This is a genomic window from Gillisia limnaea DSM 15749, assembly GCF_000243235.1.
GTDB classification, from domain to species: Bacteria; Bacteroidota; Bacteroidia; order Flavobacteriales; family Flavobacteriaceae; genus Gillisia; species Gillisia limnaea.
In genome coordinates this window covers 2,998,041-3,012,542 of the sequence record NZ_JH594606.1, presented here as the reverse complement: position 1 = coordinate 3,012,542, position 14,502 = coordinate 2,998,041, and the positions used below count along the sequence as shown (strand labels likewise).

Sequence of the window (14,502 nt, the reverse complement as noted above, 5' to 3'; positions counted from 1 at the left end):
TAATTCCTTAAAATCATGGCAACGCCGTGATAGTTTTTTATTGAAATAAAATCATAAATCAATAATCCTGGAAAAAGTATACGGGTATGTTTAAAGAAAAAATATCCAGTATTTCTATGAAATCTTGCCCGATCGGGACGGGTGGGTTTTTAGGAATAAAACCAATGGATAGCATTAATCTAATCTAACAACTATGAAAAGATCTCTATTTTCTGGAATAATCTTACTCAGTATTACATTTCTTTTATCTTCCTGCAGTTCAGAAGAAAATCCCGTCGAAACTCCTGTTGAAAAGTCAGGTATTTCCTTTGGAGCATTTTTGAATAATCAGGTTTCCCTGCAGGGTAGTAAACAGGAGTCTGTTGATTTCCTTCGCTGTGTTTCATCAACGCCGACTTTTGCCGATATTATTCTCACAAAAAATGGAGTACCTATGGCAGGAACTATGGATGAGCCTTTAAGAATTCGTGTTAATCCAAATCCTATAGATACTAATAATGATGGGAATGTTGAATATTTCACCGAGGAAACCACTGCCCTTGATCTTACACCCGGAACCTATTTTTTAGAATATTTCACCCTTCTGGATGCCGAGGAAGTGATCATTTGGATTGCTCCGACACAGAGCGAAACCCCGGGGAGTTTTTCAGATTTAATGGAAAACCCGCTGCCAATGGAAATCAATCTTAGGGCTGGGGTGCAAAAACAGGTTCAAATAGAAGTTTTATGTTTTGATGATCGTGAGGTAAACCAATATGGCTATATGTTTTTTGAACTGAACGGAGTCCAGGTTATTGAGTTTTGCATTTTTGGAAATTATTGTTTTGAAAACGGCAGACACGCAGAGGCCGTGAGGTATAACCTAAGCGTATGGGACTATAGTGGAGACCCCTTAAATCCAGCCGGAGATCCTTTGTACCTGGACCTGGAAAGTGCCATTGTGGTTACAGATTATGAGGATTATGCAGACACTGCTGCAGTTCCTTTATGTATTTCCTTACCCGACGGTCCGGGACCAGATGAATATTATGTTGAAATAACCTTATTGGATTATGAACCGGTAAATACTATTATAAGAAAAGGCGTGCTAACAGACGAAGACGTGAAAGCGCTATTTGATGAAGAAACCTATTTGGAATATTATCATTTCCGGGAAGGAAACTGTTCTTTGAAAGACAGTCCCATTTTATTTGACACACCTTGAAATTTAAAGCAAGTCTGCAGCATTGATATTTAGTGCGGTGATATTGTGCTTTGGTAAAAGGGTAAAAAAATTTTGAAGGCTGAACCTTTTTTTGTGAAACCTATTTAATCAATAATCTCTGGGCAATCCCGCCCGAACGGGATGGGGGATTAAACCTTCCATGAGGAATAAAAATTAGTTCTTATCTTCCAGCAATGGAACAAAACGAAAATCCCCATATTCTCTTTTCTCGAACTCTTTTGCGGATTTCCGAATGTATAAGGTCATCACCTGCACGTTATCACCTACAGGGATCACCATTCTCCCTCCTACTTTTAACTGTGACAGTAAAGCTTTCGGAACAAAAGGTGCTCCTGCTGTAACTATTATTTTATCGAAAGGAGCATATTCCGGAAGACCTTTATAGCCATCTCCAAAACTCAGGAATTTTGGTCGATATCCAATTTTTGAAAGAAAAAGTTTGGTTTTTTTATACAATTCCTGTTGGCGTTCTATGCTATACACTTTGGCTCCAAGTTCACATAGAACTGCAGTTTGATAGCCACTCCCCGTTCCTATTTCAAGTATGGTTTCGCCTTTTTTGATCTCGAGCAACTCGCTTTGAAAGGCAACCGTATAGGGTTGGGAGATGGTTTGATCTGCAGCTATTGGAAAGGCTTTATCCTGATAAGCGTGATCCTCAAAACTGCTGTCCATGAACAAATGCCTGGGAATGTTTTTAATCGCTTCCAGCACTTTTTTATCTTTCACACCTTTAGCCTCCACGATAGCCGCCAATTGTTGTCTTTTCCCCTTATGCTTAAATGTATCTTTCAAAACGGTTTTAACTTTTACGGGATAAAAATACTCAAAGAAACCCTAGGGTTCAAGCTTCGTTTTAGTTTTTATTTAACGAATGTCCTAAACCAATAACAATCAAAATGATATTGGCTTTAACTCAAGAAATGCTATTTTTGTGAAAAATGTAATATAATGCTTAAAGCTGGCGTATTTGGTGCAGGTCACCTGGGAAAGATCCATTTAAAACTTCTAAAAGAATCCTCAAAATATAAACTGGTTGGTTTTTATGATGACAATAAAGAAACCGCCGCTGCAGTTGAAAAAGAATTTGGTTATAAAAGTTTTAATTCTGCTGAAGAGTTAATCAATGCGGTAGATATGATTGACATAGTGACGCCAACCTTTGCACATTTTGAGGCTGCCAAAAAAACCATTATCGCAGGAAAACACGTTTTTATTGAAAAACCCATAACTTCTACTTTTCAGGAAGCTTCGGAGCTCATAGACCTCGCGAAAAAACATAAAGTTAAGGGACAGGTGGGCCACGTAGAGCGTTTTAATCCTGCTTTTCGCGCCGTTGCTCATAAAATTGAAAACCCAATGTTTATCGAGACACACAGGCTGGCAGAGTTCAATCCGCGGGGAACGGATGTGCCGGTGGTGCTGGACCTTATGATTCACGACATAGACGTGATCCTTAGCCTGGTAAAATCTAAAGTGAAAAATATAAATGCCAGTGGAGTTTCCGTAATTAGCGATACACCCGATATTGCAAATGCCAGGATCGAATTTGAAAACGGCTGTGTAGCGAATTTAACCGCCAGCAGGATCTCCCTGAAAAATATGCGTAAATCAAGGTTCTTTCAAAAAGATGCTTATATTTCAGTAGATTTTCTTGAGCGTAAATGCGAAGTGGTGAAAATGAAAAACGCCCCTGAAAAACCAGATGATTTCGCGATGATCTTGCAAAATGCTGAAGGTGTAAAAAAACAAATCTATTTTGACAATCCCAAAGTAGAAGCGCAAAATGCGATTTTAGAGGAACTGGAAACTTTTGCAGATGCTATCCTAAACAACACCACCCCAATAGTAAGCCTGGAAGAAGGAGCCGCAGCATTAAAAGTGGCAAACCAGGTGATTGCAGGTTTTAGAAATTAAGGCCCGGAAAGGATCTTTTTTTAAATAAGACAAGTATTGCGGAGCAAGTTCACAAGCTATGCAAAAGGAAGAAATATTCGGAATTTCGATGAAATCCCGCCCGAAAAGAATGGGCTATCAAGGAATTAATTAATAACAGAAACTGAATTATAAAATATCAGTATCCTAAAACATAAATTAGAATGAAGAAAATAGCAGTAATAGGAGCAGGAACTATGGGCAACGGAATTGCACATACATTTGCCCAGTTTGGATTTAAGGTCAACCTCATCGATATTTCAAAAGAAAACCTTCAGAACGGGATCGATACCATCGGTAAAAATCTGGATAGGATGGTTGCCAAAGAAAAAATTTCTGCAGAAGATAAAAAAGCGACTTTAAAAAACATCACCACTCATATCGATATTCCCTCCGGTGTTAAAAATGTTGGATTGGTAATAGAAGCCGCTACAGAAAATGTAAAATTGAAATTACAGGTTTTCAAACAACTCGACACCAATTGTTCCAATGATACTATACTTGCCACAAACACCTCTTCCATTTCCATTACCCAAATAGCCGCAGAAGTTTCTAATCCGGAGCGGGTAATAGGAATGCATTTCATGAATCCGGTACCTGTGATGAAACTGGTAGAGATAATACGAGGATACAGCACTTCCGATAAAGTCACCAAAACCATTATGGATCTTTCCGAAAAATTGGAAAAAGTTCCTGTAGAAGTGAATGATTATCCGGGATTCGTTGCCAACAGAATTTTGATGCCGATGATCAATGAAGCTATTGAAACCTTGTATACAGGTGTTGCCGGGGTTTATGAGATTGACACCGTGATGAAACTTGGAATGGCACACCTCATGGGACCACTTCAACTGGCAGATTTCATTGGACTGGATGTTTGTCATTCAATCCTGGAAGTGATGTATAACGGCTTCAAAAATCCGAAATATGCTCCAAATCCTCTACTTACCAATATGGTTAGGGCAGGAAAACTTGGAATTAAATCTGGGGAAGGTTTTTATGATTATTCAGAAAGTAGAAAAGCCGAAAAAGTTTCGGCACAATTTTCCAAATAACGATTTTAACCGAATAAAAAAGCAGTGCTTAGAAGACAAGCCTGAAGATTCCCTGGTTGATTAATTTGAAATGGAAGGAACAGAATATTCGTTCCTAATGCTTATAAGTGTGGAAATTAGAAGGTACTTTCCAAAGGAATTTCAGAAAAGGTAAATAGAAAAAATTGGCAAAAATAAATCCCTTTAAGGCAGTAAGACCTACAAAAGATAAAGCCGGCCTGGTTGCATCCCGGCCTTATGAAGATTATACCGAAGGGGAACTCAAAGCCCAGCTTCAATACAATCCTTTTTCCTTTTTGCATATCATAAACCCCGGTTATAAATTCCAACATGAAATTACCGGGGAAAAGCGTTTTCAGCTGGTTAAAAACCGCTACCTCGAATTCAAAGAAGAGGAAATCTTCATAAAAGATCCTGCTCCCTGTTATTATTTCTATAAAATAGTAACCCGGAATGATTCCTTTTTTGGAATAATAGCGGCTGCCAGCCTGGAGGATTATGAAAATAATATCATTAAAAAACACGAAGACACCATTGCCTTTAGGGAAAATTTATTCAAAGATTATTTAAAAGTCGTTGGCTTTAATACCGAACCTGTTTTGCTCACCTATCCGGATTCTGCCGTAATAGACGAACTTATTGAAGAAGCCATGAATACCAGGCCCGAATATGAGTTTACCACCCACAATAAGGAAACCCATTTTCTATGGACTATTTGTGAACCGAAAATCGTGGAACAAATCAAACGGGAATTCGAGAAAATGCCTGCCCTCTATATTGCAGATGGACATCATCGTTGCTCCTCGTCCTATATACTTTCAAAGGAATCTAAAGCGGAGAATCCAATGCATTCCGGAGAGGAACCCTACAATTACTTTATGAGTTTCCTAATTGCGGAAAGCAAATTGAAGATTTATGAATTTAGCCGGTTGGTAACAGATCTAAATGGCTGGAGCAAAGAAGAATTCCTTATGCAGTTAGATGAACAATTTAGAATAGAAAACAGAGGCTCCCAGTTATATTCCCCCAAGTCCAAAAATCATTTTAATATGTATCTGGATGGTGAATTCTACTCCCTTTTTCTGCGGAAGACCAATTATGAATTCACGGATTCTTTAAGCACTCTGGATACTTATATTTTATATGAAAAGCTTTTGAAACCTATATTAGGTATTCAGGATCTAAGAAATGACCTTCGGATTTCTTATATTCACGGTAAGAATGATCTTATAGAAATGAAATCTGAAATTGACAGTGGTAGGTTTACTGTTGGGTTTGGAATGTTGCCATTAACCATTGAAGAAATCAAGAAAGTGGCAGATGAAGGTCTTATCATGCCGCCTAAAAGCACCTATATAGAGCCAAAATTAAGAAGCGGATTAACCATCTATGAATTTTAAATTCTGATTTTTAATAGGTCCGAAATTTTTAATAGTTTATATCAAAAAGAGAATGAACATTTCAGAAAACATAAAAAAATATAAAGCAGAACTGAACGATGTTAGCCTGGTAGCAATCTCTAAAACCAAACCTAATGATGATCTCCTGGAAGCGTATCACGCCGGACAAAGAATATTTGGGGAGAATAAGATCCAGGAAATGACCGAAAAATGGGAGGAGCTTCCCAAGGATATCGATTGGCATATGGTAGGTCACGTGCAGCGGAATAAGGTGAAATATATGGCTCCTTACGTTGGCTTGATTCATGCTGTAGACAGCTTGAAATTACTCAAAGAGATCGATAAGGAAGCTAAAAAAAACAATCGGGTGATCGATTGCCTGCTCCAGATTAAAATCGCCGATGAAGATTCAAAGTTTGGAATTAGCACCGAAGAAGCCGGGGAGATATTAAAATCTGAAAAATTAGCAGCAATGGAAAACGTAAAAGTTACCGGCCTTATGGGAATGGCTACTTTTACTGACGATAAGGAACAAGTTAAAAAGGAGTTTCAGTATTTAAAATCGGTATTTGATGAATTTCAGAAATCTTTCAAAGAATTGAAAACACTTTCTATGGGAATGAGCGGAGATTATAAAATCGCTGTGGAATGTGGAAGCAATATGGTGCGCATTGGAAGTGCTATATTTGGGGAAAGATAAGCGCCCACAGCCAGAAAGGGGAGTAAAAGGTCATCCCTAATTGAGAGGAAGGTAAAAAAGAAAATGAAAATGAGTTTATATAAAATGAAAAAATCATTGAATAATAATAAGTATCCCTTCAGGGATTAAGAGGCTTTTATGTACGCAATTTTAGACATAGAAACAACCGGTGGGAAATATAATGAAGAGGGAATTACCGAAATTGCCGTTTATAAATTTGATGGGCATAAGGTAGTAGATCAATTTATAAGTCTTGTAAATCCGGAGCAGCCTATACAACCCTTTGTAGTGGGACTTACCGGGATTAATAATGAGATGCTGCGCAATGCCCCTAAATTTTTTGAAGTAGCAAAACGAATTGTGGAGATTACCAGTGATTGCATTGTAGTGGCTCATAATGCTAAATTTGACCATCGAATCCTGAGGCTTGAGTTTAGAAGATTGGGATTTAATTTTGAAAGAAAAACACTTTGTACGGTAGAACTTTCCAAAAAGCTTATCCCGGATCAGGATTCGTATAGCCTTGGGAAATTGGTTAGAGCACTTGGGATTCCACTAAGTGATCGTCACAGGGCAAGTGGGGATGCTCAGGCTACGGTAAAACTTTTTAAAATGCTGCTTAGCAAGGATCTCGATAAGAATATCCTGAAAGAATCTGTAAAAAATGAACCTTCCCGGCAGTTAGATACAAAATTGATACAAATGATCGAAGAACTACCGGCAACAACGGGGGTTTATTATTTTCACAATGAAGAAAGTGAGATCATTTATATAGGAAAAAGCAAGAATATTAGAAAAAGGGTGAATCAGCATTTTACGAATGATCACCATAAATCCAGGGAAATTCAAAAAGCAGTTGCTTCGGTAAGTTTTGAAGCTACGGGAAACGAATTGATTGCCCTTTTGAAGGAAAATGAAGAAGTAAAACACAATAAGCCCAAATATAACAAGGTACTTACAAGATCTATTTTTACTTATGCGCTTTATAAGTTCACTGATGAGGATGGGTATATCAATTTGAAAATAGGAAAAGCCGATGCCAGGAAAAAAAATATCACCACGTTCACCGGATTACAACAAGCTAAATCTGTTTTGTATAATATCGTAGAGAATTATGAGCTGTGCCTGCATTTAACCGGCCTTCATAGCGGTAAGGAAAACTGTTTCAACTATTCCATAAAAAAATGTAGAGGTGCCTGCATTAAAGCAGAATCCCCTTCAGAATACAATGAAAGGGTTTTTGAAATGATTGCAAAATTCAGCTACCAGGATCAAAATATGCTAATCATTGACCGTGGAAGGGATATAGACGAGAAAAGTGCACTTTTGGTAGAAGATGGTATTTTCAGAGGAATTGGCTACTTTAATTTGAATTATCAGCTTAATAATATCGATATTGTACGTTCAATCATCACTCCAATGAAGGATGACCGGGATGTTAGACATATAATTCAGAGTTATTTGAGAAGGAACAAAAAGCTTAAAATCATACAATTCTCAGAAAGTGTTTAAGGTAGATTCAATGATATTCAGAAAAAAATCGATTGGCCAGAACAAGCTCAAAAGATATATTAAAGGAAGAAATAACCAGAATTTGGATGAAATATTAGGGGATTAAATTCATTGGAAAGATTAAAACCTGAATGATTTCTAAAATGTATACAATTTGAAGGAACCCGAAGAAAAATTAGATTGGAAATCCAGACTTCATGAAATAATTTATGAGGCAGATACCAAGATGGGAAGGGCATTTGATATTATTTTGCTCGTGGTAATTTTATTGAGTATTGCCTTAGTAATGCTGGAAAGTATTGCCGATTTGAATCAGGCTTATTATATGGAATTCTATATAGCCGAATGGATCATTACCGGCGTTTTCACCATAGAATATGTCCTGAGGATTATCACAATTAAACAACCAAAGAGATATATCTTCAGTTTTTATGGGATTGTAGACCTTCTTTCCACCCTTCCCTCTTACATCGCTATTGTATCGGGAGGACACAACATGCTTTTTGCAGTACGTGCCTTAAGGCTGTTACGAATATTCAGGATTTTAAAGATCACCCGTTATATAGGGGAATCGGATAAACTGATACGGGCCTTAAAAAATAGTAGACCAAAAATTTTAGTATTTTTGTTCGCTGTGGTTATTATCTCTGTCATAATGGGCTCTGTAATGTTTCTTGTTGAAGGCCCCGAAAATGGGTTTACAAGCATCCCAGTAGCAATCTATTGGTGTATAGTAACTCTGACTACAGTAGGCTTTGGAGATATTCATCCTGTTACTCCTCTGGGACAGTTTATAGCTTCATTTATTATGATCATGGGGTACGGCATTATAGCGGTTCCTACAGGGATAGTAAGTGCAGAATTTACAAAGAATAAAACAATTCCTACCAATACCCAGGCCTGCCCTTTCTGTAACGAAACCAAACATCTTGATGGAGCCGAATTTTGCCATAACTGCGGAAATAAAATGAATGGAAAATAAATTTCTTTTAAGCATTACAGGTCCTACCGCTATAGGAAAAACCGCCTTAAGCATAGAGCTCGCAAGGGCTTTTAATACCGAAATACTCTCTGCAGATTCCCGGCAATTTTACAAGGATATGAAAATAGGAACCGCAGTTCCTTCAGATGAAGAACTCGCGGCAGCAGCTCACCATTTTATTCAGCATAAAAAGGTGGAAGAAGCTTATTCGGTAGGAGATTTTGAACGGGAGGCATTGCTTAAAACCCAGGATTTAATTAAGAAGTATGATATCCTCATTCTAGTTGGTGGTAGCGGACTTTATGTAAAAAGCCTTCTGGAAGGCCTGGATAGTTTTCCCGAAATAGACCCCGAAATACGTGCTCAACTAAATGTACAGTTTGAAAAAGAAGGGCTGGATCCTTTAAAACTCCGTTTACAAGAACTGGATCCCATAGCTTATAAAAGGATAGATCCCAATAATCCGCATAGGGTGATCCGGGCATTGGAGATCTGTCTGGGTACAGGAAAAACTTTTTTATCTTTTTTAGACAAACCAAAACCAGAACGACCCTTTAAAACAATCTCCATAGGACTTACCGCACCCAGGGAAGAAATTTATGAACGTATCAATTTAAGAGTAGATGCTATGATGGCTGAAGGTCTTTTGGAAGAGGTTCAAATCCTATATCCAAAACGTGAATTGAATGCTTTAAATACGGTTGGATACAAGGAATTGTTTGCTTTTTTAGAAGGTAGCTTCAGCCTGGATGAAGCCGTGGAAGAGATCAAAAAAAATACCCGCCGATTTGCCAAAAGACAGCTTACCTGGTTTAGAAAAGATGAAAATATTCACTGGTTCGATTATCAAACTTCTCCCGAAGAGATCATTGCTTATGTAAAGACAGAAATTTCAAGGGATTGAAAGAACTGAAAATTGATCGATTCTAAAAACTTTCAAATTTATTGAATGATTACCCTTATAATTTTGTTTCCCTGGTTAGTGGCCAAATGCAAGGTGTATACCGCTGTTTGAAGCGTGCTTAGATCCATGGTATAGGGCTCCCCCATAACAAACTCTGCAGAAGTGATATATCTACCGCGACTATCAAAAACATCCACTTTTTCAATAACCCAGCCGGTAGGGACGTCAAAAGTGAAGGGACCCGTGGTAGGATTGGGATAAATAGAAATATATTCTATCCCTGTTATAGGTTTTTGCTTACAATTTCCGGTAACAGTTACATTTACCATTTGAGAGGAAGTATTGCCGCTGCCATCTTTTGCTATAAATAAAACGGGATTTAATCCCAGATTTTCACAGCTGAAATCTAAAATATCCAAACTCAATTCATCGACTTCGCAATTATCGGTGGTACCATTGTCTATCAATTCCGGGGTGATGCTTGCAAATCCAAAGGAATCCAGGCTTATACTTATATTTTGGGCCTGGATCTCCGGAGGTAAATTATCTTCTATGATTACCTTTATTGTACAACTTCCGGAACCTTCATTCCCTGTGTAGTTCAATACAACCGAATTCTCGCCTATATTGGTACAATCAAAACTTGAAGTGCTCAAGGTGAATTCACGGTCGCCTGGATCTCCGGTATAGAGATTTGAGGCTTGTAGAATTGCATTACCAGTTTCATCTAATTGAAGGATAAATTCATCCTTACATAAAAAATCACTTGTAGAAGATCCATTTACGGTGATGGTAACGGTTGCTATATTGGAATTCAGGCTGCCATCATTAGCTACATAAGTAAAACTTTCGGTGCCAACAAACCCGGGGAGCGGAGTATATTTAAAAGATCCATCCCCATTAAATTCAAAAGAACCGGTTGCTGAAACACTTCCTACAGAAGCCGTTAAAGCATCCCCATTGGCATCGGTATCATTGCCTAACATACCCGGAGCATCTACAACCAATATTCCATCCTGTTGAATTTCATAAAAATCGTCCCTGGCAACTGGTGCTACATTTTGAGTAGGTCTTGGTTCTACTGTAATAGTTACGGTTGCACTATTGGATTCCAAACCTCCATCCAGAATTATGTATCTAAAGCTATCTTCCCCTGTAAATCTGGCATTTGGAATAAAAATGAAAGAACCATCATTATTTAATGTCAAACTTCCATTTCCAACATCAATCAACAAGCGAATTGAAGTAAGCGCATTAAAACTATCATTTACAAGAATCCCCGGAGCAGGAACATCGAGCGTTTGATCTATAAAAATTGAGAAATTATCATCTTGTGCTACAAGAGGGTTTTGCCCTTCTGGATCATCAACTATTATGGTAACAGTTGCAATATTGGAATCTTCTTTTCCATCATTTGCAACATATGTAAAACTATCATTCCCGAAAAATCCGGCATTGGGAACATAGTTAAAGGAACCGTCAGGATTCCACGCTAAAGTTCCATTGGTAACATTTGTTATGATTTCTGCGGTTAAAACATCATTGTCTCCATCTGTATCATTCCCTAAAAATCCCGGCTGCTGGATAGTGAGCGTTGTTTCGTAGGGAGTGGGATAAGAATCATTGACAGCATTTGGTCTAAAATTCGGAAAAGCTGTAGAGGTTATCTCTATACGTACTGTAGCAACATTGGAATCCAGTTCTCCGTCATTAGCTACATAGGTGAATTCATCAAATCCCACAATACCGGGATTAGGTGTATAGGTAAAAGAGCCATCAGGATTTAAGTTCAGAGTTCCATTTATTACATCGTCTACAATTTCTGCTGTAAGTACCCCCGATGTTTCATCTCCATCGTTTACCAAAACTCCTTCGGCAGCAATGACTGTGAGGCTCAGCTCCTGTTCAACTGTATAGAAATCATCTCTGGCAACAGGTGCTTGATTTTCAGGTGGAGTTTCCGGGTTTACAGTTACAGTAAAACTGCACGGAAAGGAATTCCCGGCTCCATCTGTTGCTGTAAAAGTTATTGTTGTAATCCCTATTGGAAACTGGCTTCCGGAACTTAAACCTTCCGTTTGTTCAACATTACTAACTCCGCAATTATCACTTTCTGTTGGCTTTTGAAAAGTTACAGCTTTAGTAGTTTCGCCCGGATCCACATCAACTACAATAGAATCCGGACAATTGATAACCGGGTTTTCATTATCAATAATAGATACCGTAAATCTGCATTCAACGGTATTCCCATTTGAACCCGTAGCTTCAAAAACTACATCCGTGTCACCTAACTGAAAATATTCTCCAGATTCTGGCCCTTCCATTTGATTAACACTTAGAATACCGTTAGCATCTGAAGCCGTTGGAATTGAAAATGTCACATTTGTACCACATTCCCCGGGGGATGTATTTTCAATAATGGCATCTGCAGGACAATTCTGAAATATTGCATCCTCTACTTCTGCCTCCTTATCTATTGTTACAGTGAAGCTGCAAGTAGCAATTTTTCCACTGCCATCTTTAACTTCAAAAGTATTTATAGTTGACCCTTCTGGAAATACACTTTCGGAAGCAAGACCGGCAGTTTGTATAATTGTGGCTGAGCAATTATCATCAAACACAGGCAGATTATAAGTAATGATTTTACCTGTTTCTCCAAATGCCATACTTTCATTTATATTTCCGGGACAGGTAATGGTAGGGGCAGTATTATCAACAACGATAATTTGAATATCACAACTGTCTGTAAAACTACCTTCATCAGGAATGGTATAGGTATAACTAAGAGTCACGGAATTGATACGAGGATCTGCACATGTAAAATTTTCTTGACTAAGTGAAAATTGAACATCTGACTGATCTACCTCATATAAATCTTCTTTTCTCAAAAATGCTTCCCCGTTAGCATCTAATTCCAGGGTAAAAGAGGTTTCGCAAATAATATCCGGAACCGGTTTTACTACAATTTCTACCACTACAGGTTGAGCGGAATTCACCTGCCCGTCATTGGCAAAATAGGTGAACGTATCGGTTCCGTTAAAATCCGGATTTGGGGTATAAGTGAATGAACCGTCTTCCCTTAAATCCAAAACACCATAATTAGTTGTTCTATCTAAAACCGCGATAAGTTCGTCCCCCTCCGGATCTGAATCATTTTGTAATACTCCTTGTGAAACTAATACCTCCAATACATTGTCTTCCAGCATCGAATAAAGACCTACATCTTCAACAGCAACTGGTGGAGTATTTGTATCTGGTGTAGGATCAACTTTTATTGTAAAAGAACAGCTAGCTGTATTTCCTGCTGCGTCTGTGGCGGTAAATTCAATAGTATGAGTTCCAACCGCAAATTGACTTCCTGAAGCCTGCCCGGCAGTTTGAGCTACTGTTACGGAACAGTTATCTGTGGCTGTTGGGTTTGTGAAAGTAACAATTGCAGTATTTTGACCAGCCGGGGCAGTTACTAGCATATCTTCTCCACATGCAATAACAGGATCTTCAATATCAAAGCTTGGTGTTCTTTTATAAATCTCCAGGTCAAATTCTAATCGATTAGGAATATATCCAAAAATGCTATTACTTCCGAATATTTCCGCATTATTTACGTACATCCTGTCACAACTGTTGAAAGTAAGGTCTACAGGAAAATCAATTCTGTCTTTATAAGTGATCCTCAAAACCCTTCCCGGATCAAACACTTTTATGGAAAAAGCATCAGCTCTTTGACCATCATCAATACTCTTTGCTATAGATTGTACTTGAGGAAAACTTAAATTTTCAAAATTAATAAACCTGCTAAAATCAATTCTTCCATCATATTCTATTACGTGGATAAAATCAAAAGGGTCAATGACAATGCTGCCCGGAGAAAGTATATTTGGCAGGGTATTTTGAAAAATAAGATTTTGATCATAAATACGAACCGAGGGGCTACTATTGCCGGCCTGGCTTACGTATATTTTTTTCTGAGAATCTACAGCTATTCTAAAAGGAGTATTAGCATTCTCCGTAAATAATAAACGATCTCTGGTATTCTTATCGTAAATACTAATACGGCTAAGCTTATTAGGTTCAGGCCCGCTATTTCCATCATTGAATTCGGCCACATAAACTTTATTTTCATCAACATCAACGCCTAGAGGTCGATAAAAAGAAGTGAGAATCGTTCTGGAAGCTAAAAAGGTTCCATTTGAATCAAAAACCCAAATTTTCCCATTATCCTCAAAGGTCTCTCCACCTGCAAAATAATCGGCAATATATATAAAGCCGTCCGCATCAATAGCCATATCCAAAGGACTATCAAGCCTGCTTGAAGGTATAAAATTAGCATCGATCAAGGCGCCTGTAGCACTCCTTTTTGCAACTCCCTTTCCGAATGTAAGGGTATAAACATTTCCAAGTGGATCTGTGGCTACAGATATTGTAATATCCTCTGAGTTTACACTTAATGTAGTTAAACTTACATTTACTGTGGGTAAACTAAAATCTGATTGCCAGGTATAGGTAGGAATTGTAGTAATCTGCCCCCACCCAAGCAGAGTAGAAATAAAATAAACCATCAAAAAAACAACCCATACCCCGCCCCTTCCCACGAACGTGGGAGGTAAAAAATGGGGGAAGAATGTGCAGGTAGTTTTACCGCTCATTAAAATGGGTTTTAGCGGTAAATATAGTATAGTTTCAAGAGAAACCGGGTTGCATTCTTGTTAACATTTAAACACAAAAGAACTGTATAAAGATTAAAAATGAGTAGTTTATAAACGCAATCCCATCAAATTTATTTGATGAA

Annotated in this window: 10 protein-coding genes; 8 read left to right on the top strand and 2 right to left on the bottom strand. The window is 38.0% G+C overall.

Annotated features, from left to right (window positions below; translation table 11 throughout):
* Nucleotides 1-193: 193 nt before the first annotated feature.
* Nucleotides 194-1,204 (top strand): hypothetical protein, encoded by a 1,011-nt coding sequence (locus GILLI_RS15165; protein WP_006990002.1) that lies wholly within the window; start codon nt 194-196, stop codon nt 1,202-1,204.
* A gap of 174 nt (nt 1,205-1,378) precedes the next feature.
* Here GILLI_RS15165 and GILLI_RS15160 read toward each other — a convergent pair whose 3' ends face one another.
* Entirely contained in the window at nt 1,379-2,020 is a 642-nt protein-coding gene (locus tag GILLI_RS15160) for a protein-L-isoaspartate(D-aspartate) O-methyltransferase (protein ID WP_006990001.1), read from the bottom strand.
* Between the two features lie 156 nt (nt 2,021-2,176).
* On the opposite strand from GILLI_RS15160, the gene GILLI_RS15155 reads away from it, so the two are divergent.
* From GILLI_RS15155 to miaA, 7 genes are all read left to right on the top strand, one after another.
* On the top strand, nt 2,177-3,142 hold the full coding sequence (locus GILLI_RS15155) for a Gfo/Idh/MocA family protein (RefSeq protein WP_006990000.1): 966 nt from the start codon (nt 2,177-2,179) through the stop codon (nt 3,140-3,142).
* A gap of 182 nt (nt 3,143-3,324) precedes the next feature.
* Nucleotides 3,325-4,215 (top strand): 3-hydroxyacyl-CoA dehydrogenase family protein, encoded by an 891-nt coding sequence (locus GILLI_RS15150; protein ID WP_006989999.1) that lies wholly within the window; start codon nt 3,325-3,327, stop codon nt 4,213-4,215.
* 164 nt (nt 4,216-4,379) lie between these two features.
* Nucleotides 4,380-5,615 (top strand): DUF1015 domain-containing protein, encoded by a 1,236-nt coding sequence (locus tag GILLI_RS15145; protein WP_006989998.1) that lies wholly within the window; start codon nt 4,380-4,382, stop codon nt 5,613-5,615.
* 52 nt (nt 5,616-5,667) lie between these two features.
* Nucleotides 5,668-6,315, top strand: a complete 648-nt coding sequence (locus GILLI_RS15140; RefSeq protein WP_006989997.1) for a YggS family pyridoxal phosphate-dependent enzyme — start codon at nt 5,668-5,670, stop codon at nt 6,313-6,315.
* A 138-nt stretch (nt 6,316-6,453) separates the two neighbouring features.
* Nucleotides 6,454-7,827 carry an exonuclease domain-containing protein gene (locus tag GILLI_RS15135; RefSeq protein ID WP_006989996.1) on the top strand — a complete coding sequence of 458 codons (1,374 nt, stop codon included), beginning with the start codon at nt 6,454-6,456 and terminating at the stop codon, nt 7,825-7,827.
* A 154-nt stretch (nt 7,828-7,981) separates the two neighbouring features.
* Nucleotides 7,982-8,809: an ion transporter gene (locus GILLI_RS15130; RefSeq protein WP_006989995.1), complete on the top strand. Its 828-nt coding sequence runs from the start codon at nt 7,982-7,984 to the stop codon at nt 8,807-8,809.
* Nucleotides 8,799-9,713, top strand: a complete 915-nt coding sequence (gene miaA, locus GILLI_RS15125) for a tRNA (adenosine(37)-N6)-dimethylallyltransferase MiaA (protein WP_006989994.1) — start codon at nt 8,799-8,801, stop codon at nt 9,711-9,713. Before GILLI_RS15130 ends, miaA begins: the two co-directional genes overlap by 11 nt.
* A gap of 38 nt (nt 9,714-9,751) precedes the next feature.
* Here miaA and GILLI_RS15120 read toward each other — a convergent pair whose 3' ends face one another.
* Nucleotides 9,752-14,359: an Ig-like domain-containing protein gene (locus tag GILLI_RS15120; RefSeq protein WP_006989993.1), complete on the bottom strand. Its 4,608-nt coding sequence runs from the start codon at nt 14,357-14,359 to the stop codon at nt 9,752-9,754.
* Nucleotides 14,360-14,502 lie beyond the last annotated feature (143 nt).